The sequence below is a fragment of the Rhodococcus sp. AZ1 genome (assembly GCF_054979605.1).
This window is the reverse complement of the sequence record NZ_JBUEQF010000001.1, coordinates 305,638-330,067: the sequence shown is the minus strand read 5'-3', so window position 1 is coordinate 330,067 and position 24,430 is coordinate 305,638. Positions and strand designations below refer to the sequence as shown.

20 protein-coding genes are annotated in these 24,430 nt (G+C 67.2%); 3 read left to right on the top strand and 17 right to left on the bottom strand.

What is annotated here, in order from left to right; translation table 11 throughout:
- Positions 1-386: 386 nt before the first annotated feature.
- From ACY48E_RS01505 to ACY48E_RS01455, 11 genes are all read right to left on the bottom strand, one after another.
- Positions 387-764: a hypothetical protein gene (locus tag ACY48E_RS01505; protein WP_462870276.1), complete on the bottom strand. Its 378-nt coding sequence runs from the start codon at positions 762-764 to the stop codon at positions 387-389.
- A gap of 11 nt (positions 765-775) precedes the next feature.
- Positions 776-1,636 carry a hypothetical protein gene (locus ACY48E_RS01500; RefSeq protein WP_462870275.1) on the bottom strand — a complete coding sequence of 287 codons (861 nt, stop codon included), beginning with the start codon at positions 1,634-1,636 and terminating at the stop codon, positions 776-778.
- Positions 1,637-1,753: 117 nt separating this feature from the next.
- Positions 1,754-2,602 carry an energy-coupling factor ABC transporter ATP-binding protein gene (locus ACY48E_RS01495; RefSeq protein ID WP_462870274.1) on the bottom strand — a complete coding sequence of 283 codons (849 nt, stop codon included), beginning with the start codon at positions 2,600-2,602 and terminating at the stop codon, positions 1,754-1,756.
- Complete coding sequence (cbiQ, locus tag ACY48E_RS01490) at positions 2,599-3,330, bottom strand: cobalt ECF transporter T component CbiQ (RefSeq protein WP_462870497.1); 732 nt, start codon at positions 3,328-3,330, stop codon at positions 2,599-2,601. The genes ACY48E_RS01495 and cbiQ overlap by 4 nt, the downstream gene beginning before the upstream one ends.
- Before the next feature lie 11 nt (positions 3,331-3,341).
- Positions 3,342-3,704, bottom strand: coding sequence for an energy-coupling factor ABC transporter substrate-binding protein (locus ACY48E_RS01485; RefSeq protein WP_462870273.1), 363 nt, complete (start codon positions 3,702-3,704; stop codon positions 3,342-3,344).
- Positions 3,697-4,380, bottom strand: a complete 684-nt coding sequence (locus ACY48E_RS01480; protein ID WP_462870272.1) for an energy-coupling factor ABC transporter permease — start codon at positions 4,378-4,380, stop codon at positions 3,697-3,699. The genes ACY48E_RS01485 and ACY48E_RS01480 overlap by 8 nt, the downstream gene beginning before the upstream one ends.
- A 201-nt stretch (positions 4,381-4,581) precedes the next feature.
- Positions 4,582-7,773, bottom strand: coding sequence for a type I restriction endonuclease subunit R (locus tag ACY48E_RS01475; protein ID WP_462870271.1), 3,192 nt, complete (start codon positions 7,771-7,773; stop codon positions 4,582-4,584).
- On the bottom strand, positions 7,770-9,530 hold the full coding sequence (locus ACY48E_RS01470; RefSeq protein WP_462870270.1) for an ATP-binding protein: 1,761 nt from the start codon (positions 9,528-9,530) through the stop codon (positions 7,770-7,772). Before ACY48E_RS01470 ends, ACY48E_RS01475 begins: the two co-directional genes overlap by 4 nt.
- A gap of 168 nt (positions 9,531-9,698) precedes the next feature.
- On the bottom strand, positions 9,699-10,868 hold the full coding sequence (locus tag ACY48E_RS01465) for a restriction endonuclease subunit S (protein ID WP_462870269.1): 1,170 nt from the start codon (positions 10,866-10,868) through the stop codon (positions 9,699-9,701).
- Entirely contained in the window at positions 10,861-12,486 is a 1,626-nt protein-coding gene (locus ACY48E_RS01460; protein WP_462870268.1) for a class I SAM-dependent DNA methyltransferase, read from the bottom strand. Before ACY48E_RS01460 ends, ACY48E_RS01465 begins: the two co-directional genes overlap by 8 nt.
- A 77-nt stretch (positions 12,487-12,563) precedes the next feature.
- Positions 12,564-14,438, bottom strand: coding sequence for a hypothetical protein (locus ACY48E_RS01455; protein WP_462870267.1), 1,875 nt, complete (start codon positions 14,436-14,438; stop codon positions 12,564-12,566).
- 140 nt (positions 14,439-14,578) lie between these two features.
- On the opposite strand from ACY48E_RS01455, the gene ACY48E_RS01450 reads away from it, so the two are divergent.
- A complete protein-coding gene (locus ACY48E_RS01450) occupies positions 14,579-15,001 on the top strand; it encodes a helix-turn-helix domain-containing protein (protein WP_462870266.1) in 423 nt (140 codons plus the stop codon).
- Between the two features lie 13 nt (positions 15,002-15,014).
- Here ACY48E_RS01450 and ACY48E_RS01445 read toward each other — a convergent pair whose 3' ends face one another.
- The 6 genes from ACY48E_RS01445 to ACY48E_RS01420 are packed head-to-tail and all read right to left on the bottom strand — an operon-like array spanning position 15,015 to position 21,545.
- Positions 15,015-16,025, bottom strand: coding sequence for an L-tyrosine/L-tryptophan isonitrile synthase family protein (locus tag ACY48E_RS01445; RefSeq protein WP_462870265.1), 1,011 nt, complete (start codon positions 16,023-16,025; stop codon positions 15,015-15,017).
- On the bottom strand, positions 16,022-17,323 hold the full coding sequence (locus ACY48E_RS01440; RefSeq protein ID WP_462870264.1) for a cytochrome P450: 1,302 nt from the start codon (positions 17,321-17,323) through the stop codon (positions 16,022-16,024). The genes ACY48E_RS01445 and ACY48E_RS01440 overlap by 4 nt, the downstream gene beginning before the upstream one ends.
- 12 nt (positions 17,324-17,335) lie before the next feature.
- The gene (locus ACY48E_RS01435) at positions 17,336-18,580 is read right to left on the bottom strand and encodes an MFS transporter (protein WP_462870263.1); all 1,245 of its coding nucleotides are present in this window, start codon (positions 18,578-18,580) and stop codon (positions 17,336-17,338) included.
- Positions 18,577-19,350 (bottom strand): ABC transporter ATP-binding protein, encoded by a 774-nt coding sequence (locus ACY48E_RS01430; protein ID WP_462870262.1) that lies wholly within the window; start codon positions 19,348-19,350, stop codon positions 18,577-18,579. Before ACY48E_RS01430 ends, ACY48E_RS01435 begins: the two co-directional genes overlap by 4 nt.
- Positions 19,347-20,435, bottom strand: a complete 1,089-nt coding sequence (locus ACY48E_RS01425) for a FecCD family ABC transporter permease (RefSeq protein ID WP_462870261.1) — start codon at positions 20,433-20,435, stop codon at positions 19,347-19,349. Before ACY48E_RS01425 ends, ACY48E_RS01430 begins: the two co-directional genes overlap by 4 nt.
- Positions 20,436-21,545 (bottom strand): ABC transporter substrate-binding protein, encoded by a 1,110-nt coding sequence (locus tag ACY48E_RS01420; RefSeq protein ID WP_462870260.1) that lies wholly within the window; start codon positions 21,543-21,545, stop codon positions 20,436-20,438.
- Between the two features lie 222 nt (positions 21,546-21,767).
- Here ACY48E_RS01420 and ACY48E_RS01415 point away from each other — a divergent pair, with 222 nt between their 5' ends.
- A complete protein-coding gene (locus ACY48E_RS01415) occupies positions 21,768-22,403 on the top strand; it encodes a DUF5134 domain-containing protein (protein WP_462870259.1) in 636 nt (211 codons plus the stop codon).
- Between the two features lie 9 nt (positions 22,404-22,412).
- A complete protein-coding gene (locus tag ACY48E_RS01410) occupies positions 22,413-24,428 on the top strand; it encodes a cytochrome c oxidase assembly protein (RefSeq protein WP_462870258.1) in 2,016 nt (671 codons plus the stop codon).
- Positions 24,429-24,430: the final 2 nt, after the last annotated feature.

Below are 24,430 nucleotides of genomic sequence, written 5' to 3'. Positions count from 1 at the left end.
CTGCGCCTGTCCGACTTCATGGGCGCGGACGGGCCGACCGGGGCCGAACGGATCCTGGTTCACGAGTTAAGTGTCGAGGTATCCGCGGGCGGATTCGTGGCGGTTCCGATGGACGACCAGGAGTCGGCGTACGCATCGATAGACGTTGTTGCCGGTGATCGTCCTATCCACTCCAGCTCAGGGGCAACAAGACCCTAAAACGAGATGGACCCGTCTATCGGGGACATTCGAAACGCTTCACCCTGTCGTTCTCCGGCCGCGGGTTCGTGATCGTGCAACCCTCGGAACTACCGCCGAGCGGCATGATCGTCGGCAACGGCTGAGGAAAGCAAGCCGGCGTCGGCGGGGCGCCCCGCGGTCTGCTGGGGCGGTGACCGGTCGCGCCCTCAGGCCTCGCGGTGCCGGAGGAGCTTGTCCCAGCGCCTGTCCGTGAGGACAAGAGGCGCGAGCAGCATCGCGTTCGCCAGCGACACCGCAGCGACCGTGATGTCTCCGACGGCGAGTGCGCTCACCGAGCCGAACACCATGTATCCGGCAAAGGCGCGCGGAAGAAACCTCGACGGTCGGGCTTCAATGTTCCTCACCACCCACAGATTGACGAGGAAGATCACCACGGCAGCCACCGAAAGTCCAATAGCGGTTGCTCGTTCGGTAAAGGGTGTCGGACCGACGCACAGCTGAACCAGCCGCACAACTCCCGACACCGTGAACAGCGCCCCGAAGACCACGTGCCAGCGGACGTGGGTTGCCCTGAAATCAGCCACCGTCCTTCTCATCAGTAGCAGTCTGGCCCCGTGTGGTGCAGCGGGGTCACGCCCACTGTCGGCGGCCAAATCGACCCAGTGGCACCAAACTTCAGTTGCAAGCACTTACCCTGAGCCTGGGCCGCAACTGCCCACGCACCGATGTTCACCACGTTCGTGGCGATAACAGCGCTGAATGGAGGCGGCACCAGTGCGAGCCACGGAAGTGCGGCGAGACCGCCACCACCAACCGCGGCCGCTGCGATTCGGGTCTCGGATCGGTTCAAATATGCATTGCCAGAAACGATTCCCCAACTGAACCGTGGATCGGCCTGAATCGGAAACGCCGTTCCCTCATCGAAATCGACATGCTGGACCAGCTGATTTCCGTCGACTGTGAACCACGTCGGAATCGATTCTCCTTTTGCGTCGATCGCCCACGGCGCATCGAACCCACCGCCAGGAAAACGGTTGACATTGAGGCTCACCGACCCGTCGTCAAGTAGGTCCAAGCGACCACCGTCGGGGAGATCGATGTCGGAGGCGAAGGTACGGGGGGCAGATGCGTCACTGATTGTTATGATCATCTGCGCTCCGTCCGGTGAGGAATTGCTGGCGAAGCTGACCGCTTGGGCACCGTCGGCACTCGCTGCACGCGAGCTGACATTAAGGCCGGGAACGGTCCAACTGATCGACCGGTCGATCGAATTGTTCTGGGATTCAACGATTTCCGCTGATGCCCTGGGTGTGGCAACAGCGAAGATCGACAGGGCTACGCACGCTGCGACGAGCGACGAGCGACATTTACTCTCCTTTGTTTGCTTTGGATGAGTACACACCATTCGTCGACGGTCGGTCAAGCATTTGCAAAATTGAGTGCCCGGATGCTGCACGGCGCCGATCCATCGACAGCGTCCTGGGGGACGCTGTCGACTTGAACGCCACCTCACCCTGGCGCGGGAAGTGGTGGTGTGGTCGACGGGAAAGTAACGGGGACGCCGTACGACGGATCACCCGCCCCCGTCACCCGATAGTCCGACGAGTGCCTCGGTGAGCTCGGCAGCATTGCGGGGCCGACACCCCGGCTCGAGAACTCCCGCCCGCTGCAGATCCCGAGCCATCTCGAGCGGCCACGGCAGACGCAGACGCGCGCGGGTGAGCAGGTCGGAATCGGACAGCAGATCCACCGGATCACCCTGGTGCACAACGCCATCGACCACCAGCGCCACCGTGTTCGCCCAGTCCAAAGCCATCGCCACATCATGCGTGGAGAGCACCACAGTGGTGTGCGCCTTCTCCAGCCGGGCGAGCGCATCGAACATCTCCTGCACTCCCACCGGATCGAGACCGGCCGTCGGCTCGTCGAGCAGCAGCACACACGGGCGCATGGCCACCGCACCGGCCGTCGCCACCCGCTTACGCTCGCCGTAGGAGAGTTGGTGGGTGGGCCGACGGCGCAGATGATCGATACCCATCAGATGCAGGGCCTCGTCCACCCGCTCGCGGACCTCCGATTCGGTCAGGCCCAAGTTCAGCGGGCCGTACGCCACATCGCGCACCACGTCCGCGGAGAACAGCTGATCGTCGGGATCCTGCAACACCACCTGCACCTCCTGCCGATGGGCGCGCAGGGCGGCGCGACCGTACGACAGGCGCCGGCCGTCCACCTCCACATGCCCCGAGGTGGGCTCGATCGCACCGGCCAGGGTGCGCAACAGGCTGGTCTTACCCGAGCCGTTGGCCCCCAACAACGCCGTCCGCGTCGCAGCGGGCACGCTGAGTGTGGCCCCCCGCAACGCGGTGGTGCTACCGAGGTAGGTCACGGTGACGTCGACGGCCGAAATACTGCGGTGACTCACCGGATCGCCACCGACGCACCGATGATGACGACGCAGGTGATCAGCGAAAGCGCCACGAACACCGGTGAACTGGGCGCTGCGACGGTGATCGACCGCGAGTCGGTGCCGAACTCGCGGCCCGCGAGCCCGGCCTCGAGCCGTCGCGCGCGGTCCCACGATCGCGTGAGCACCGCGGCGGTGAGGGCGCCCGTCGAGACCATCGACCGCCGCCACGTGGAGTGGCCGAGGCGACCCACCTGGGTGTGGCGGATGGTGGTCGTCGAATCCAGCAGCAGGAACAGCAGGCGATACATCACGGCGGCGACGTCGACGCACACTGCGGGCACCCGCCAGCGGCGCAACCCGTCGAGCAGGTCGACCATCGGGGTGCTCACCGCCAACAACAGCACCCCGCAGGTGCCGGCCACCGCACGCAGGCTCACCTCCCCCGCGCGGCGCAGCCCCGCGTCGGTGATCGCCACCGACCACGAAGGGTCCACACGCACGGTCACCGCCACCGACACCGCCCCCAGCACGATGAACACCGCCGGGCCGCGCAACGCGCGCAGCAGCGTTCGCCACGGGGTGCGCGCACCGAGCAGCGCGCACCCGAGGGCGACGGCGATCACGGCCACACCCATCGGCCACGGCGGGGCGACGAGGGCGGTGAGGGTCAACCCCAGCGCGAGCACCGCCTTGTCCCCGACGGCCCGGTCACGCCACCGACTCGACCACGCGGCGTCGTCGATGGCCAGACCGCTCAGGGGGTACCCGTCGAGTCGGTCGGTTCGGCTGCCGCCCGCGCCCGATCGCCGGCCTCGTCGCGGCGTCGGCCCTTGAGAACCCCCACGGCGTATCCGAGGGCCACCCCGCCGAGCCCGGCCTGCACCGCGAACAGACCCGATGCGATCTCCGGGGACGGGTTGAACACCGAGGAGAACCACGGTGTGTAGCCGGGGTGGTCCTCCTCGATGCGGGTGGTGGCGGCGGAATCGGTGCCGACGAAACGTTCGGTGTCGCCACTGCGGCGCGCATCGAGCACCAGGGCGAGGCCCACGATCGCGACGACGGCGGCAACGAGGGCGAGGGTGATCAGTCGGGATCGGGTTCTCGACTCACGCATCGACGCTGCCCTTCTCACGGCGCAGCACCCCGAGCGCGGTCAGCTCCGGCACCGCCACGGATTTGAGGATGCGGATCATCAGCACACCCAGGAACCCTTCGGCGATGGCCAGGGGGATCTGCGAGACGGCGAAGATCGACAGGAACTTGCCGACGGCCCCGATCACTCCGCTGCTCGGGTCGGGGAACGCCAACGCGAGCTGCACCGAGGTGACGCAGTACGTCGACAGGTCCGCCAGCACCATCGCGGCGAACACCGACACCGACAGCCCACCCCCGAACGCGCCGACGAATCGATACGCCGCATACCCCACCCACGGGCCCACGATGGCCATCGAGAACGCATTGGCGCCGAGGGTGGTGATGCCCCCGTGCGCGAGCAGCAACGCCTGGAACAGCAGCACCACCGTGCCCAGGAACGCCATGACCGGGGGTTTGAACAGCACCGCCCCCAACCCGGTGCCCGTGGGATGGCTCGAGCTGCCCGTCACCGACGGCAACTTGATGGCCGAGAGCACGAACGTGAACGCCCCGGCGGCGCCGAGGAGCAACTTGGTTTCGGGGTGCTCGCGCACCCGGGTGACCACGGCGCGCGCGCCGTGAACGACGAACGGCGCCGCGACGCACGTCCAGACCGCCGCGTGAACGGGCGGCAGAAAACCTTCGGCGATGTGCAACTGAACTCCTGTGGATGACGCGTCCGATGATTGACACGCCGGTTCAGCAATCTGACTCACGAACATCGAACTGTGACATCCACAGCCCGCACTCCGCTCACAGTGGCGCGACCGTCCCGGAATCCCACCGGGTTCCCTGAACCGGCGCCGGGCGCAATGGTCGCACGGGTGGCGATGATCCGTGGTGTCGAGGGCGGCGACCTACACCCGGTTCCCTCGCTCGGCCGCGATCCTCGGCGCCATCATCTCCATCTGCTCGATGACGGTGCGGATTGCGGCGGGCTGCTTGTCGGGCGGATATTTGTACTTGACCAGCAGCCTCTTGACCGAGGAGCGGAGTTTGGCGCGCACATCGTCGCGGACCGTCCAGTCGAACTTGGTATCGCGCTGCATGATGTTCACCAGTTCGCGGGCAATCTGCGCGAGCACCTCCTCGCCCTGCAGCTCGACAGCCGACTCGTTCGTAGCGACGGCATCATAGAAGGCCAGTTCATCCTCCGAGAGCGGCGGTGAGAACTGTTGTCCGCGGTCCTCCTCTGCGGCAACCTCTTTCGCGAGTTCGATCAGTTCGGCAATCACCTCTGCCGAGGTCAGCTGCTGGTTGGTGTAGCGGTTCATCAGGTCGGTGATCCGTTCGGAGAACTCGCGTTGACGCACCACGTTGTTGCGCGTGACCTTCGTCGACTCCTCCGTCAGGGTCGCGCGCAGTGCCTCGATCGCCAGGTGCGCGTGGGGTGCGGTGCGTGCCTGTGCAGCGAAGTCCGACCCCAGATCGGACAGCGACGGCGTGGGGAGCCCGGCTGCGGAGTAGATATCGACGATCGACCCCGTGGTGGTGGATGTGGCGATGACAGAGGCGAGTAGTCGCTCGACCTCGTCGGGAATCGGCCTGCCCGACGCCTGCCGATCGGTGGCATCAAACTTGCCCATCCAGACGCGCACTTCCTCGTAGAACGCGATGGTTGGACGTAGAGCCTCGAGCGAGGTGGATCCGCCTGCAAGCGACCACGCCCGCGCCAGACTGCTCGACAGGCGGCGGAAGGCCGCCCCTACCGTTTCCTCCCCGTCGCCGTGCGGAACCGTGGGAGCTTCGGGTGAGCGGAGGTAGTTGGTGAGACCGATGGCCGCGGTGACCCACCCCTTGGTGCCGGCGTTGACCTTCTCGCGCCACGGGTAGTGCGAGCAGAGGGCGTCGAGCTTGCCGACGAGTTCCTCGGTGAGCGCGATCGCCTCGTCGACGTTGCGGCCCACCGGGGTGTGGGCGCGGTCGGCATCGGTGTACTCGGCCAGAGCCTCCTGGAGGTTGTCCACCAGCGGCGCGTAGGCGACGAGCAAGCCCGACGGCTTACCCCGGAACGTGCGGTTGACGCGGGCGAGGGTCTGCATCAGCAGCGCCCCCTCGAGAGAACGATCGAGGTAAAGCGTGTGCAGTGGGGGCGCGTCGAACCCGGTGAGCATCATGTCCTTGACGATCACGATCTGCAGCTCGTCGTCCGGATCCTTCAGGCGCTTCTGAATGACCTTGTTCTGCGCGCTGCGTCGAACGTGACGCGCGATGGGGTCCTGGTCCTTGGCCGACCCGGAGTAGACGACCTTGATCGCGCCCTGATCTACCGCATCGTTGTGCCACTCCGGGCGCAGCGCCACAATTTCGTCGTAGAGCCGAGCGCAGATGTCGCGCGTGGCCCCGACGATGAACGCTTTTCCGGGAGCGGAGATGAACGGTTGCATGGACGCCGAGCGCTGATCCCAGTGAGCGAGGATGTCTGCAGCGAGCACGCGCAGGCGCTCGGGTGCGCCGTACACCGCGTTGATCACCGCGACGGATTTCTCCACCTGCGCACGTTCGACGTCGTCGAGCCCGGCGGTGGCCTCGTCGGCGGCGCGGTCGAGGTCATCCTCGGTGACCCCGTCGGCCAGCGTCACCTGGATCAGCCGGGCCTCGAAGAACACGGGCACAGTGGCACCGTCGTCGACGGCGCGGCTGAGATCGTAGATGTCGATGTAAGGGCCGAACACGTCTCGGGTATCCCGCTCGGCGAGCGAGATCGGGGTGCCGGTGAAGGCGATGAGTGTGGCGTTCGGCATGGCATCGGCCAGGTGGCGGGCGTAGCCGTCGAGGTCGTCGTAATGGCTGCGGTGCGCTTCGTCGACCACCACGATCACGTTGCGCCGATCTGTGAGCAACGGATGGCCGGAACCCGATTCACGCTCGGCTGTTGTGCGGCCGAACTTCTGCAGGGTGGTGAAGTAGATGCCGCCGGTGGTGCGTTGAGCCAGTTCCTCGCGCAGCTGCTCGCGGCTGGTCACCTGGACGGGTGACTCGTCGAGCAGCCGGGAACGGTTGAAGCTCTCGAACAGCTGGCCGTCGAGATCGCGGCGATCGGTCACCACCACGATCGTGGGGTTCTTCAGTTTCGGCTGCTGGGCGACGAGGTGGGCGTAGAGCTCCATCTCCATCGACTTGCCCGAACCCTGCGTGTGCCACACGACGCCGGCCTTACCGTTGCTCTCCGCCGCAGAGACGGTGCTTCCTACGGCCTTGGTGACGGCGAAGTACTGGTGCGGCTTGGCAATTCGCTTCGCGTATCCATCGGCGCCGGCGTCGAACGCAACGAAGTTGCGGAGCAGTTGCAGGAACCTCTCGGTGTTGAACACGCCCTCGACGAGGGTTTCCAGCTCCACCCCGAGGTGCTGATCTTCGATGGGTTTGCCGAATTCTGCAGGCTGCCCGTCGTCATCGACGTTCCACGGCGAGAAGTGCTCGTACGGGGTGAAGGGACTGCCGTAGCGGGCCATGATGCCGTCGCTGATGACCGTGAGCACAGCGAAGCGGAAAGCCATCGGAAACTCGCGGAGGTAGGTCTGTAGTTGAGCGTGCGCCGACGGCAGGTCGGCAGCGGCCGATCCGGCCTGCTTGAGCTCGATGATCGAGACGGGAAGGCCGTTGAGGTAGAGCACGACGTCGAATCGGCGTTCACGCTCGGGGGTCCGCACCGTCACCTGGTTGACGGCGAGGAACTCGTTGTCCTCCGGCCGGGTGCCGATCAGTCGGATGGTGGGTGTCTGCTCGATCCCGTCGTGGTCGACGTACGAGATCCCGCGGTATCCCTTGACCAGGTACTCGTGGAGCCGGAAGTTCTCCGCGACCGGGTCCTGCGATTCGGGAGTCAGGACCGCCGACCTGGCCTGTACGAGGTAGTCGTACGGCACCGCAGGGTTGAGCTCGCGCATCTTCGCGAGCAGCCGGTCGGGCAGCGCGATCTCGTCCCATGACGGGCGCCCCAGGTCTGTCCCCGGAGCAATCGTCGCGCCTGCCAGCGGAGTCCACTCCTGTTCGGCGAGGACTTCGAGGGCTATCACTTCCCAGTCGGCCTCGCTGAAGTTGCTCATTTGTTGTCCTCATCCGTCAGTTTGTAGCTCTGAATGCGGCTGTTGCGCGGCTGGGTTGCGATAACCTCGCCCGACTCCTGGAGAACCTTCAAGCGACGAAGGACCGTGTGGTACGGCATGTCGAGTGCGCGCTCGATTTGCCGCGACGCTGTGTGTCCGGCGCGGATCGCCTGACGAATGGCGTCGAGGTCCGCAGCAATCCCAGCGGGCGGCTCTGCTACCTCCGGTTCGAACAGCGCGGGCTGCGATGCCCGCTCCGCAGTGGGCCACCTCGCCAGCCGATAGCTTGCGTACCGCTTCCCGCCCGAGGTCGCAACGATGTCCCGCTCCACGAGGTTGCGCAGAGCACTACCTGCCGCCGCGCGGTCGACGCCCCATGCCTGCAACATCGCGTTGGTCACTCGGCCGGTAGTGCGCATGATCGCCAACGCAAGGTGTTGGGCGTCCGACAGATCGGCTAGGCCGAGGGCGGAGATCCATTCGATGATGTCGACAGAGAGAAGCGCATGCTGCGGCACGGTCACGGTCATCTGCCCAGGTCGCGCGTCGAAGGCGGGCGGGCTCATTCCCGCTTGCCGCAGGCTCGTGACTACCCGCGGCAGGCCCGACCCGCGGTTCTCACTGACCACTCGTCCGGGGTCGTCCGGCAGCTCGACCTCGGACAGCAGCTGGGCGAGCGTCGCATTGCGGGAGGAGGACACCTGGTTGTCGGTTCCCAGATCGTCCACCCTGGTCGAGCCGTGGATGCCACCGGGGCTCTTGACCACCAGCCGGTCCGGGTACATCTCGACCTGCACCTGGGTACCCCTGGCCAACGGGCTGTAGTCACGGTGCATCACCGCGTTGACGATGAGTTCGCGAAAGACCTCGATCGGATAGTCGTATCGATCTTCGCGGCCCACACCCCGAACCACGGACGCCGACCGCATGTTGCGCACCAGGGCTGCTGTGGCCTGGGCAATCATCTCGGGAAGAGGGCCATCGATCTTGACGTTGTCGAGGAACCGGGTCCCATCGGCAGTGGCAGCGCCCAGAGATAGTCCGGGCAGGACAACGAAACTGACGAACAGCTGTGGGAAGAACTGCTGGGGATACCGGCCGAGACAGAGCAGGCCCGCGAGAGTCGGCCGAACCTGCTCACCCGAATGGGTTGCCGCGCCCAGTCTCACCAGCGTGGTGGTGGTGTCCAGATCCGCGAACGTTCTCGGCGATCGACGACGCACTCGACGGACAACGGCGCCGACCAGGTCGCCGTCCAGGTCGTCAATCGACGCTCGCTGGACCGGTTCGACGTCGTGGAGCGGTTGCGTTCGGTTGCTGAGAAGCTGGGTGACCTCGTAACGATTCAGATGCACATCGCCGTCACCGCTACGGATGAACGACCCCTGGTACTCCCCACGGGCGGTGACGAAGCACGGCTTGTCCAGAGGATCGAGTTCTGGGATGTCGGCCCGCACGATCGAGGCTCCCTCGAACTCTTCGATGTCGATGGGAACCCGCAGAGCGGGTGTCACCGAGGTGGAACAGAGGCTGACGAGTGCGTCCCTGACCGGGCCCGCCCGAAAGCCCGGCGCCGGCACGAATCCGGCCGGCTCATCAAGCCCGAGCAGGATGGTCCCGCCCTCACCGTTGGCAAACGCACTCAGGGTCTCCACCAGGGTTTTCGGCACGCCGCCGGCGGCCGACTTCACCTCGACGTTGCTCAGGTCGGTACCGAGGGTTCGGAGCTTCGCAACCAGTGCGGATGTCTCGATCACTGCAGCTCCTTGCCTGATTTGCACGAACTCTAACAATAACTCTAACAACCCGCCCCGTAACTCCAACAATTGTTGGAGTTACGGGGCATCGGCTCGTCGCACCACTGCTAACGAGGCACTGACATGTGTGCCCTCAATCTGCACCGCCCACATGGGTACCCCGAGCCATCACAGGATCTCCGACGCGCGTTCCTCCGCATCCTTGACGGTGAGCTTGCCCGACATGAGGAGGGGGAGGAGTTCGTCGCGCACGATCGCCAGACGCTGCGAACTCTGCCTGGCTGCTTCCGCCAGGTCGGCAGCAACGTCAATCTGGTGCTTGACGTCTTCGGGGAGTGCACGTGGGTCGCGTACCTCTGCGGCGAGGATCTCGTCCGGCTTCACACGTTGGTGACTGCTAGAAGTTCCGGCCGCCAGCATGGCGAGGTCGGACGCAACCTCCGGCGCTGCAAGTACTGACCAAAGCTGCGAGGAGGACAACCCGGCCGACGGTTCGAGCACGACAAACTCGGTGCTCGCTACAGCCGTGCAATCAGGCATACTGGGCACATTCCAAACCCTAGGAAACCTAGGGTTGAGTTTCGAGAAGAGCACACTCGCGGTTTCCAGTTTGAATTTCGCACTCTTGATTTGTTGACCCGGTTCGAGGGAGGGAACTGCCCCCTGGTCGAATGCGGGAAGGCTATAGTGCTGCACATTCGCCATCCCAGTGGGCATCAGGGTCCTCTTGACATGTACTGCCAGATCACGAACGGGCGCCATACTCGTTGAACCCGAAGCCAAGGCAACCGCGAGCCGTTCACACCGTTGAAGAACCTTCTCATCGGCCGCAATCTTGTCATCGAGGGCGCCGAGGACTTCAGCGATAGCTTTCTGCGCGAGAAGAGTTGGTAGGCGGACCGGCCACTCTGGCATAGTCGCGAGCCCAATCCGCTGCACTGTAGCGCCGTGGATCGTGTGCTTCGAGATCACTCGTTGGAACTCGGGGCTCAGGTAGAAATACAGAAGGAAGCGAGGGTCAACAATGTCGGTTCGGGGCCGAAGTAGAGCCATGCGACGTCCAAGGCATGCGGTGACTCCCTTGGGCATCAAGGCCGCTTCACCCAACCGTGTTTCGTAGGAGAAGAGAAGATCGTTCTCCGCAGGTGTGACGCGTTTCGTCCATGCTTCAAAGTCCTGGTTGCTCACATGGTCGCATTCGGCAAGGTCGAGTCGTCCTGACTTCAAGGCGGCAATGTTCAGGAAATACGGCCCGTGGGCCTCACGCTTCGGACTGGCGTGGGGGCCGTCGAAAAGCGCACCGAGGTCACCGAAGCGCAGTTCAGTCAGATCATCCATCGACCCGCTCCATCTGCTCGCGCACAACCTGCCCCAACCGATCCGACTCGTCCAGCGCCGCATACAGCTCGGCCTTCAACCGCTCGATCTTGACGTCGATCGGCTCCGCGTCCTCCGCTTCCTCGGCCGCGCCGACGTACCGGCCTGGAGTCAGTGCGTACCCAGCCTCCTTGATCTCCGCCAATGTCGCCGACTTGCAGAATCCGGCCACGTCCTCGTACTCGATCCCTTTCTTCGCCGCGGAGGCAGACCCGCGCCAGGCGTGGAAGGTATCGCCGATCCTCACGATGTCCTCATCGGTCAGCGAGCGCTCGGCCCGATCGACCATGTAACCCATGTCGCGGGCATCGATGAACAGCACCTGCCCCTGCCGATCGGCGGAACCGCGCGAGCCCGCTGCCTTGTCCTTGGCGAAGAACCACAGACACACCGGGATTCCGGTGCTGCGGAACAGTTGGGTGGGGAGAGCGACCATGCAGGAAACCAGATCGGCGTCCACGATCGCGGCGCGTATATCGCCCTCGCCATTGGAGTTCGAGGACATCGAGCCGTTGGCCAGCACCACACCGGCCTGGCCGCCCGGCGCCAGCTTGTACAGGATGTGTTGCAGCCAGGCGTAGTTGGCGTTCCGGGCCGGTGGCACGCCGTAGCGCCAGCGTGGATCCTCCTCGTTGCGCGCCCACTCCTTGATGTTGAACGGCGGGTTGGCCAACACGTAGTCCATCTGAATATCCGCGTGCTGATCCCGAGCGAAGGTATCGCCCCACCGGGCGCCGAGGCCGTTGTTGTCGATGCCGTGGATCGCGAGGTTCATCTTCGCGAGACGCCACGTCTCCTCGATGGATTCTTGCCCGTACACCGATACCTGCTTGGGATCGCCGTCGTGGTCGTAGATGAACTGCTCGGTCTGCACGAACATCCCGCCCGATCCGCAGCACGGATCGTAGATCCGGCCCCGCGTCGGTTCGAGCACCTCCACCAGTACGCGAACCACGCTGCGCGGGGTGAAGAACTCGCCTCCCCGCTTACCCTCGGCGCGGGCGAAATTGCCGAGGAAATACTCGTACACCTCACCCATCAGATCGCGGGCCTTGTGCTCGCCCTGGCGGCTGAACCGGGCACTGTTGAACAGATCGATCAACTCCCCCAGTCGCCGCTGATCGATGTTGTCGCGGTTGTAGATTCGCGGCAGGGTGCCCAGCAGCGACGGGTTCGCTCGCATGACAGCGGCCATCGCGTCATCGATCAACTCGCCGACCTGACGAGCCGGTGCACCGTCGAGCGCGGGCTGGCCCTTCGCGTTCTCGGCCAGGAACACCCAGCGCGCCACCGGCGGAACCACGAACACCCCGTATCCCTGGTACTCCTCGGGGTCGTCGATAAGTTCCTCGATCTGCTCTTCGTCGAGTCCGTCGCTCTCGAGCTCGCAGCGAATGGTGTGGCGGCGCTCGTCGAAGGCGTCGGAAACGTACTTCAGGAACACCAGCCCCAGGATCACCTCCTTGTACTGGTTGGCCGACAACGACCCTCGCAGCTTGTCGGCGGCCTTCCACAGCGTGTCCTTGAGCTCCTTCATCGTGGACGGCGCCTGAGGCGGTGTGGATCTGCGTTCGGTCATGGAAGTGTGGTCCTTTCGTTCGGCGATCAGCGCTCGGGTGGTATCGGTAGTCGGGTTGTCCGGATGCTGTGGGTGGCTCAGGGCGGCGCTGTGACATCGAGGGTCAACGCACCCGCGGCGATGCCCTCGATGAGGGCCGATTCCACTGCGTCCGTGGCCGCAAGCCGCTGCTGCAGCTCGCGGCGGTACTGCGCTGCGTCGGCAAGGGTGGTCTCGAGCCGCGTGGCCTCCTGCGGATCGGGCAGCGGGACACGCCACGATCGCCACTCTGCACCGGTGTTCGCGGCCGCGTTGATCGCAGCTGCGATCAGGTACGGGCCCACGGTGGCCTTCTCGGTGGCGCGCAGGATGAACGCCGGCGAGGCCACTAGTGCGCCGCCCGCCTCGTCGACCCAAGCGCGCGCCGGCTTCTCGACCGCGATCACATCGCCCACCTCGGTTCGTGTCGCCCGTGGATAGCGGAGTTCGGCGTCGATCGGATCGAGTGCAACGCCGGTGTTCGGCAACACCGCCACCGTGCCTGCCGGGGAGCCGAACGCGACATCGATGCGGCTGCGCCGGAACCTCCGCAGATGCCCACGCTCGACGAGTTCGCCGAGCGAGCGACGGTCCAGGACGAACCCAGAACGTGACGGTGCCACCAGAACGTCCAACGGGCGCGGCGCCTCGGAGGTGATCAGAGTGGCCGTGTGAACGCGATCGACGTGGGTGGCAGCGCCGACGGTGCGAACCACGGGGGCCGACACGCCCCGAGGAACCACTGCAGCTCCCGCCGCAGGCATCGGGGAACGAACCTGACGCGTAAAGCGGAAGGACCGCCCGATCGTTGGGCCGAGGGCACCGGCAACGTCGGCCGTGAGGTCGGTCCGCTGTTCGGGCGCCAGGTATTCGATGTCCCCGAGATGGGTGAACCCGGACGGCTCGCCCCCGCGGCACACCCACACCGCCAGGTTCTGCCGATGGGCCGAGCGCCACAGCCCACGCGGAAGCCTCAGCGCCACAACGAGATCACACGAGCTCAAAGTCTTCGCCCGTCGGAAGTGCTCGTCGCCTCGCAGACCGTCGACAAGGACGCCTCCGGAGCCGATGATCACTGCGACATCGGCACGTGAGAGTTCGAGCACGGCGACGTCGAGCGCATCGAGAGCTGTGTTCGTGTCCAGTCCGAGAAGCGACGTCACGCGAACCGCCGGCGCACCGGTGACGCCCGACGTCTCGTCCACCTCGACACCCCGAATCACACAGTGGCGGCGAACCATTCGAGCACTGTCACCATCCGCGATCACGACACGCGCCGGCGACGCCGTACGCTCTACCGTCTGCGCGACGGCGACCGCCGTCGCAGCATCCCCGCCGACCACGAGTGACCCGTGCTCGCCGACATCGCCCAGAACTGCGTCGACGATCGACCGGACGATCGCGACGCCGTCATCGGAGAGATCGCGACGGCCCTCCTGGCGCCCGAGACGACTTCCCTGCGCTCGATCCAGAGCGTCGGCGGGTCCGAACGACGCCTCGAGTAGGTCGTCGACGTACACCAGAAGGTCATCCGACGGCCTCAGAGCCTCGATTTCACGTCGAACTACGCGGTCGTCCGGATCCACGTCGTTCGCGGCGTCCCGACGGTCCTGCACGGTCGTTCCGGTCAGGTCGAGGCCGGTCAGAGCGTGCCAGGCGAGCAGTGTCACAACATCGACGAGCTTCTCACCGTCCGGCACTGCCAGGGCGGGAGCGTCGAGTACGGCAACCTTGCCCGCATTGCCTCGGCCGGTGGCATCGAGCCAGGCCACGACTTCCGACGCGCGAAAGTGTTCGATTCCTGAGACGGTCTCGATGGGTGTGGGAAATGGAATGATCCGGCCTCGGACAACAGGGCGCGAGCGCCACATGGTGACCACCGGTCGCTTCACGCATGCCAGAGCCGCAATGTCTGCCATGGTCAGTGTGGACACGAATGTTCTCCATTCCAAGGTTGGGCCTCGAACCGAGTGGTCCGTTGAGAAGAGAGTAGATCGTGGATGCGTCGCTGCAATTGCAACCCACTGATAAGTCGCCTTATCAGGTTTTCATTTGATCCAGGAAGGGAGTGGCGGTGATCGACTACAACATCGTTGCCGACCTCGACGGCCGCCTCGACGACGGCGACCACGACGAGCTGCTCGAACCCATCGCCGCGCACGCAGGGGCGATCGGACGGTCGGATTTCGGATATGTCGAGGCGACGTTCACCGTGCCGGCCTCGTCCCTGCGGCAGGCCACGGTCACCGCGCTGGCGATACTCGACACGATGCCGTTGCCTGCACGGTCGGTCCGGGTCATGCCCACCGGGGACTACGACCGGATCGTCGACACCATCGGCTCCCGGCCGCTGTCGGTGACGCAGGCCGCGGAACGGTTGACCGTCTCACGACAGGCGGTACACAAGATGATCGAATCGGGTCGACTGGCCGCCCGCCGAGTCGGTACGCGCTGGCAGATCTCCGAAGCCGAGGTCGAGCGCGTGTCGGGTCGCTGAGTCGAGGCGGGGTTCAGTCGGCGACGAAGCACCACACCCGACCGTGCCGAAACTCCGGTCGAGCATCCGCGGGGATGTCACGTCGAGGCACCAGCTGCGGGCCGGCCGGTGTGTACAGCACCACCGAGTGCCACGGTGTGGCCCAACCGGTCTCGGTGCCTCCGGCTCGAATCAACTGGACACCGAACTTCGCCGAACCCCACGGCTGCGGATGAATGGACAGCCGGACCGCCCGCGGCATGTGGTGAGCGACGACGGCGCCCCACGCGCGCGAGCGGGCGAGAACCTGGTAGGCGCGCCTCTTGGCCTCGCGCTGTCGCTGCGAGGCGGTTCCGGACATCGCCACCGCGTCCTCGAGCAGGAATCGGGTCATTCCCCGCAGCATGCGGGCCACCTCACCGCCCTGCCGAGCCTGCTGCCGCAGGTCGGCGACCGACTCCATCCATCCATGAACGAGCCTGTCGCGCTTGACCTCGAGCGTCTCGTCCGACCACGCCTCGCGCAGGTCGAACATCGAGATGTGGGTCAGGGCCTCGGCATCGACGAGGCGCCGCAGTTCGCGGCCGTAGTCGTCCACGTGAGCATCGCTGACCCCGATGACATCGGAGAACACGTGGCCGTCCGAGCACAGCACCACACGGGCGCCGGGTGGGTAGACCCGCTCGATCTCCGAGCACAACGACTCGAGCTCGAGCAGAGCCAGGCGCTCGCCCTCGTCCGGCAGTCGACCGGCCACCTTCGCGGGGCTGGGCGACTTGCAGGGGAACGCCGGGAGGGTGAACTCGACGGGTTCCCCGCCGAGAACGAAGTCGAGGATCCGAATCCACTGTGGGTGCGCGCGCAGCGAGAGCGCGCCCTCCCCGGCACGGCGAACCTCGTCACCGTCGACCCCGTCCGCAGCCAGATCGTGGTCGACGAACGGCCGCCGATGCCGGGCGAGAACACCCAACACCTCCTCGGCGACACCACAGGCGACGACGGTGTCGACCGAGACGGTGCTCCCGCGGGTGATGCTGCGTGTCATCGGCGCGGGCCCTTCGTGCGGTACCTGGCCGGAAGCGACGCCACCGCCCTGGTCAGCGGCGCGGGCGACCACGACAGGTCAGTGCGCTCGGCGGTGATCTCCAGATCGGGGAATCGGGTCAGGACGGCCTCGATCGCCTCCTGCAGCTGAATACGAGCCAGGGCTGCGCCGGGGCACGCATGCGGCCCCGCACCGAAGGCCAGGTGAGCGTTCGCGGGGCGGTCGATGTCCACGGTGTCGGGGTCGGGAAACTGCGCCGGGTCCCGGTTGGCAGCCCCCAGGGCGATGATCACCGAGTCGCCGCCGGGAACCGGGCATCCGGACAACTCACCGTCGGCGGCCAGGAATCGCCACGTGGTGAGGTTGAACGCGCTGTCGTGCCGCAGGAGTTCCTCCACGGCCGAGCCGATGGCGGCGGTGTCGCGGCGCAGCCGGTCGCACAACTCGGGCCGCTCCGCGAGATCGAGCAGGCACAGTTGCAGTTGCGCCGACACCGGATCCTGACCGGCCACCAGCAGCTGGAAGATCATGGAGTCGCGCTCGGCTGCGGTGATCCGATCACGCTGTGCGGCAGCGACGATCGAGTGCAGAACACTCTCCTCCCCGCCGCCCGGGGGGTCGGTGAGGGTGTCGACGATCTCGGCAATGTAGTCCTGAAGTTCACGCAGGCGGCTTCGATAGAGGTTGCGGTCGGGATGATCGGGACCCACCGGCGCCACCACCGTCCCCCACACCGGATCGAATCTCTCGCGCAGGTGATCGGGCAACCCGATGGCCCGCGCCAGCGCCCGCAACGGCAACAGAGCGGTGAACTCACGCACCAGATCGACCTCCGCGACCCCCGCCCGGTCCGCCGGGTCGGGGAACCGGTCCAGGAGGTCGTCGACATCGGATCGCACTGCTGCGCGCAAGGATTCGCTTCGCCGAGCCGACAGCGGCCCGGCGACCAGGCTCCGCATGCGAGTGTGCCGATCACCGTCCACGTGCAGCAGGTGCACCTGGAGCTGCGAGTGCTGCGGCTCGGGCATGATCGAGGCATGCGCGTGGAAGTACGCGCTGGCACGGTCGTGACTCTTGCCCAGCGCAGGGTCGGTGCACGCACTACGCGCAGCGGCGTAGCCGGTGACCAACCACGCGTGGACGGCCGGGAACTGCACCGGATGCACCTCGCCGGCCGCCACCATTCGCGCGAACAGCGGATACGGATCCCGGTGGTATTCCTCGCCGGACAGCGGCGTCCGATACAGCCCTTCCCGCGGGGCTCCCCACAGCTCGGTGGTCGCGCGGTTCGATATCACGGTGACAGCTCCTCAGATAGCGGTGTGGACGTGGTCCGATGGGCGACGGCGCCGCGCGGCACCGAGCGCGGCCGCGACGAGCAGGGCCGCACCGATTGCGGCGGATCCCGCTGCCACAGCGAGTGCGGTGCCCGGTGACTGCCCGTCGGCAACCGTCGTCGATGCCAGGAACGGCCCCGTGGCGAACCCGACGGATCGAGCGAGCTGCATCCGCGCGGCGTAGGCGGCCAGGCGCGGCGGCGGGCTCGACGACATCACCCATGCCTGGGTGGGGCCGCCGTACAGGCCCATGCCGACTCCCACCACGGCAGCGACGGCGGCGAACACCACCGGCTCCGCAGCGGCGCGCGACCACGGCGCCAGCGCCAACGCCGCCGCACCCGCGGCAACCACGAGCGCCCCGGTGATGGCCACCGGCGCAGGCCCCCGGCGGTCGGCCAGCCGTCCGGCCGGGAACCCCGTGACGGCCATCGCGGCGGACAGCGCCACCAGTGCCAGCGCGGCGGCGGACGCGCTGGCGCCGCGGAACTGGATGGTCACGGACGTGGTGAGCTGCACCGCCGACGCAGCCTGCGCGAGCAGGGCCACGGCGACGACGACCATCAGCACGCCGGGCGTGGCGGCATCGGTGCCGCGGCCCGGCCGTGCAGCACGGGCGGCACCGTCGAGGCGCATCGCGAGGATCACCGCCGCCACCACACAGAGCGGCAGCTTGACCAGCAGCACCCACCGCCACCCGAGGGTGTCGACGATCGGGCCCGACGCCGCCGGGCCGAGAACCGCTCCGAGGGGACCGAGGGTCGCGGTGACCGACAGTGCGGCTGCGCGCCGACCCGGCTCGACCGCGCGCGTGGCCAACACCGGCATCGCCACGAACAGCACGGCCGCGGCCAGGCCCTGCAGACCTCGAACACCGACGAGCCACGACAGACCAGCGACCGCGCCGGTGGGCGCGAGAGCGGCCAGAACACCGCTGGCCGCGAACACCGCGAGCGCGCCGAGCACCAGCGCGCGCAGAGTGCGACCGTCCATGATTCGGCCCGCGGGCAGCAGCGCCACCGCGAGCGGGATCTGGTAGGCGAGCACCACCACCTGTGCGCTCGACGTGGGAACGCCGTAGTCGATGGCCAGAGCAGGCAGAGCCACGGTCATCGAACTCATGTCGAACATCGCGACGAACGACAGGGCACCCGCGGCGCCGACGAGGTACCAGTCGTTGCCCGATCGCCGACCCGGTGCCTGATCCCCGGCGCTCACGCCGTGCCCGAATAATCGACGGCCACGAGGGGGGTTCCCGTGAGGGGGTTCTCCACCAGAACCGCGCGGACCCCGTACACCTTCAGCAGCAGCTCACTGGTCAGCACGGCGCGGGGGTGCCCGTCGGCCACCACGCGCCCGCCGTCGAGCACGTAGAGGTGATCGCACGCGGCCGCCAACGCGAGGTCGTGCAGGGTGATCACGGTTGTGCGAGCGCGCGTGCGCAGTAGCGCCAGCAACTGCACCTGGTGCGCCGGATCGAGATGGTTGGTGGGCTCGTCCAGCACCACCACCTCCCCGTCCTGGGCGATCGCCCGAGCGAGGTGGACGCGTTGGCGTTCGCCGCCGGAGAGGGTGCCCACCGTTCGGTGTGCCAGCTCGGTCAGCCCCGCGTCGCGCAGCGCCCCGTCGATCGCGGCGCGGTCCGCACTCGACGCGCCTCGCAGCGCACCCTGGTACGGGATACGGCCGAGCGCCACGGTCTCGCGGACGGTCATGTCCACAGCCGCGGCGCGTTCCTGCGGGATGGCACTGATGGTTCTGGCCGCCTCCGCGCGCGAGAGACCGAGCACGTCGCGGTCGTCGACCGTGATCACCCCTGCCGTCGGTGTCACGTGTCGGTAGATCGAGCGGAGCAGGGTCGACTTGCCACTGCCGTTCGGGCCGATCACGGCGGTGATCGACGCACTCGGTGCACGCATGGACACCTGATCGAGAACCAGACGCCCGGCGAACCGGACGTCGATCCCGGTGACCTCGAGCGCACTCATGTTCCCTCGCCGTGATCCGGACGGCGAGCGAGCAGGATCAGCAGGAGCGGTCCACCGATCAGAGCCGTCACCACGTTCACCGGCAACTCCTGATGCACCGCCCGCGCCGCGACGCGGCAGCCCAGGTCGACCCACACCATCAGCACGGCGCCGCCGAGCATGGCCGCGGGGATCAACCGCCGATGATCGGAGCCGACGAGCAGCCGACACACGTGTGGGACGATCAGACCCACGAAGCCGATCGCGCCCGACACCGCCACCACGGCCCCGGTGACCACGCTGCTGACCACGAACATCTCCCGGCGAAGGCGAATCACCCCCACACCCACCGCGGCCGCGGTCTCGTCACCGATCGCCAGGGCATTGAGCGAGCGGGCGCGGGCGAACACCACGGCACTGCCGAGGAGCACCACGGCCGCGGTGAGCGGCAGCTGGCCCCACGTGGCACCTCCGAGGCTGCCCATCAGCCAGTACAGGACACCGCGGGTCTGCGCCTGATCGTCGGTCTGCAGAACCAGGAAACTGGTCACCGCGGAGAACATGTGGCCCACCGCGACACCGGCCAGGATCAGCCGCAACGGTGAGAAGCCGTCGACGGCGCCCCGCGAGGCCGCCGTGGTCACCGCCCACACTGCTCCGAACGCCGCGGCGGCCCCCACGAACGCCGCGATCGGGAGCACCGCGGCGGCGCCGACGGCCGTCACCACCGTTGCCGACGTTCCCAGCACCAGAACCCACACCGCACCCAGCGAGGCGCCGGACGAGATCCCCAGGACGTACGGGTCGGCCAGCGGGTTACGCACCAGGGCCTGCACCGCCACACCCACCACGCCCAACCCGGCGCCCACGACGATCGCCAGCAGGGGGCGCGGTATTCGGATGCGCCAGACGATCAGCTCGGTGGTGCCCGCCGCGAAGCTCTGCCCACCGATCCCCCGCGCCAGCGTGGACCACACGGCGCTGGGCGCGATGGCGGTGGATCCGTAGCTGATCGCCAGGGTCAGACCGACCACGAGGAGCACCACCGCCACGACGGTCGACGCGGCCGCGGTACGTGACCGCAGAACCGCGGTGACGGCGGCCACCTACGAACCCGGTCGCGTCTGCCGGACGATGGTGGCGACGGCGTCGGCGTTCGCGACCCCCGGCAACGTGGTCTCCTCGGCGCCGAGCACGATGATCCGCCCCTCACGCACAGCCCGGAGTCCGCTGCTGCGAGGGTCGGTCCGCAAGGTCGCGACGGCTGCATCCTCCGCTGCCTTCTGCTCGGCGTCGCTCGGCTGGTTCCGCACCGCCACCTGCACGTAGTCGGGGTCCGCCGCGAGAACGTCCTCCCAGGACACCGCCGCGAAGGGCTGCGGGCGATCACCGAACACGTTGCGAACACCGGCCAGGGTGTAGATGGCGTTGCCGATCTGCGAGTTCCCGATCGTGGTCAGGCCCGCGTTGGTGGGATCGGGCGAGTAGTAGAACATCGAGGGCGCCGCCGCAGGCAGGTCTGCAGTCGCTCCCGCGCTGTCGACCTGCGGTAACCTCGCCGTCGAGCGGGCCTTGTCGATCGTCTGCTTCATCGTGGAGACGAGGTTCGCGGCCGCGTCCGGGCGCGCGGTCAGTGCGCCGAGGGTGGTGATGTCGCCGTAGACGTCGGCGAGGGTGGACCGCGGGGCGGGCCGCACCGAGGGGCAGGCGGACGACCGCAGGAACACGTGGGCCATCGAGGCGTTGCGGAAATCGTCGGCCGTCGGACTGTCGCCACCCATCATCTGCATGGTCCCGAACGCGTCGATGAACGCATCGGCCCCCGAGGTCAGCAGGGTCTCCTTCGGAATACCTCGGGTTCCGAGCGACGGGACTGCGGTGGCCGCGGCGCGCACGTCGGCCGGAAGGGTTGCGGCCCCGGCCGAGAATCCCGTGCCGATCACCGAACCCTGCGCGCCGAGACGAATCAGCAACTCCAGACCGGCGGTGTTGGCGGTGGCGATCCGGGTGGGGAGGGTGCTCAGGGTGGTCGAGTTGCCCATGCAGTCCTCGAACGTCACCGCACCGGCGTTGCTGGTGGACGAGGTGTCGCTGCCGCAGGCTGTCGCCAGGACGGTAGCGGTGGTGACGATGGCCGCGACGGCCGTGAACCGCCTCGTGCGGCGGAAGCGCGCTGCGGGGCCGGCGGTGCGATCGAGTACCGATCGACGATGCATGATGGGTCCTTCGATGTGTGGTGGGTCTGTCGACTGGATAGGGGTCCGTCGACTGGGGGTGGGTCCGGGGATGGTGGTTCGTTCGCAGCAGTAGTCGCCTGGCGCGCCGACAAAGTTCCGCTCATCTCACACCGGATCGAACTGCGGAACTTTTCGCATCGTCGTCCGACCTCTGTGAGACGGGTGGCCACAGCGCCGTCCGCGCCGAACAGGAGAGTGTCGATGATCTCGGACCCGACCGTACGCATTGCCGTGACGTTGCTCTTCGGCTACGCCGCCGCGTACTGCGTTGCTCGACTTGCGATGCCGCAGCACGCGATCCGCCGCGTCGACCACCTGCTGCACCTGGCGATGGCAGTTGCCATGGTCGCGATGGCCTGGCCGGCCTCGTCGACGTTCGCGCTGACACCGCTCGGGGTGTTCTTCACAGCGGCGACGGCATGGTTCGTCGCGCGGGCCGCCGGCTCGCGTCGCCACGCCCGCGTCTGCGCCTATCACGCTGTGATGATGGCTGCGATGGTGTGGATGTACGCCGTGATGGCGGGGTGGACGGGCGGAACCGACCACACCGGCCACAGCGCCCATATGCCGGGCATGGACATGACGAGCGGGGATCACGCGCACGGCACTGCGGGGTGGATCTCCGGGGTGTCCCTCGCGTTGACGGTGGCGTTCGCGATAGCCGCTCTGGTGTGGCTATCGGCACTGTTCGCTCGGCAGCCGCGAAACGTATCGTCGGACATGGACCCCGGTTCCCCCACAACCGCCGAACCGCGGGTGACGATGCGTACTGCCGCTCTGGCCTGTGAGGTAGCCATGGCGGTCGGCATGTCGGTGATGATGGCGGCCCTGGTGTAGAGGTAGGTCATGGTCGAGGCGAGCACCACCGCACGGACCGGTACCGCGCACCGACCCGCACGGGTCGGCGCCACTGTCGTCGCAGTCGCCGTGGTACTCGCGGTGGTCGCACTCGTCGTCCTCACCGTGGTCAGCGGCGACAGCCGCTTCGTCGCGACCGGGGACAGCTACCCCGGGATTCTCACCCCGATCCTGACGGTCACCCTGCGCTTCGCCGCCGCCCTGAGTGTGGCCGTCACACTCGGCTCGCTGGCCTACACGCTGGTGTGCACCCGCGTCGGCCGCGACGGTCGAATCGGTCCCGACGGATTCTCCGGCGTTCTGATGGCCGGGCGCGCATCGCTGGTGTGGTTGGTCGCCTCGATCGTCTCGATCCCGGTATCGGCGTCCGACGCCCTGGGCGCCGACGTTCTGGAAACGGTGTCCAAGGGTGTCGTCGGAGACGCGATCGCCGCCACCGAGCAGCCGAAGGCCTGGATCGTCTCGGCGGTGGCCGCGGCGGTCGCCGCGATCGCGATCCGGCTGAGTCTGTCCTGGGTTCCCCTGGCCATCGCCGCGATGATCAGCGTCATCGGGTCCCTGCCCATCTGGATGGTCGGCAGCGCCGCGCAGGGGCGCGACCACGACCTGGGCACCAGCGCAGCGATCCTCGCCGTGGTGGCCCTGGCCGTGTGGACCGGCATGGCCTGGGGGATCCGCGCACAGCTCGGCCGCATCGGCGGGCGGGCCGACTCGGACGCGTCCGCCGACATCGCCACGGCTGTGCGTCGCTACGCCGTCGTGTCGACAGCAGCTGTGGCCGTACTGCTGCTGACCGCACCGATGCTCGCGGTCAAGGTGCTCACCGTCGCGTCGATTCCGACCACCGGGTACGGCCGCCTGGCGATGGGATGCGCCGGTGCGGTGGCGCTGGCCGTGATCTCGACGGTGGTGGTGATTCGCAGTCGACGCCCTCGCACACAGCACCTGTGGGCATGTGTGACACCGGTGGCTCTGATCGCCGCATGGGCCACCGCGGTGGCGATGGACGTCCAGCCCTCGCCCACCCTGCTCGCCCGCCAGTCCACCATCACCGACATCTTCCTGGGCTACGAGCTGCCGGGGCCACCGTCGGTGACCCGCTTCCTGACCTTCTGGCGCTTCGATTTCGTCACCGGAACCGCCGCCGTGGTGCTCGCCCTGCTCTACGTGTGGGGTGTAGTGAGACTGCGGCGACGCGGCGATTCATGGCCGGTGGGGCGCACGCTGTCATGGCTGGTGGGCTGCGCGGTTCTGCTGGTGGCCACCAGCTCCGGCGTCGCCGCCTACGGTTCGGCGATGTTCAGCGTGCACATGGGTGTGCACATGACGCTCAACATGTTCGTGCCCGTGCTGCTGGTGCTCGGCGGCCCGGTGACCTTGGCGCTGCGGGCGTTGCCGGTGGCGAGCAAGGGGTCGGCACCCGGGGTGCGCGAGTGGATCGTGCTGACCGTGCACTCGGCTCCGATGCGGGCGCTGTCCAACCCCGCCGTGGCGGTGGCACTGTTCGTCTCATCGCTGTACGCGGTGTACTTCACCCCTCTGTTCGACACCCTCGTGCGCTACCACTGGGGCCACGAGCTGATGAACATCCACTTCCTGATCACCGGCTACCTGTACTACTGGGTGATCATCGGAATCGACCCCGGCCCCAAGCGCCTGCCCCACCTGGGCCGGCTGGGCCTGCTCTTCGCCGTCATGCCGTTCCACGCGTTCTTCGGCATCGCCACGATGACCATGGACTCGGTGATCGGCGAGCAGTTCTACCGGTTCCTGACACTGCCGTGGGTACCGGACCTGTCCGCCGACCAACGAGTCGGTGGAGCGCTGGCGTGGGCGTCGAGCGAAGTGCCGTTGCTCATCGTGGTGATTGCCCTGGTCACGCAGTGGGCTCGGCAGGACAGACGGGTGGAGGTGCGCGAGGACCGCGCTGCCGATACCCGCGGCGACGACGAACTCGACGCCTACAACGCCATGCTCGCCCAGTTGGCCAAGACCAGGAAGTGATC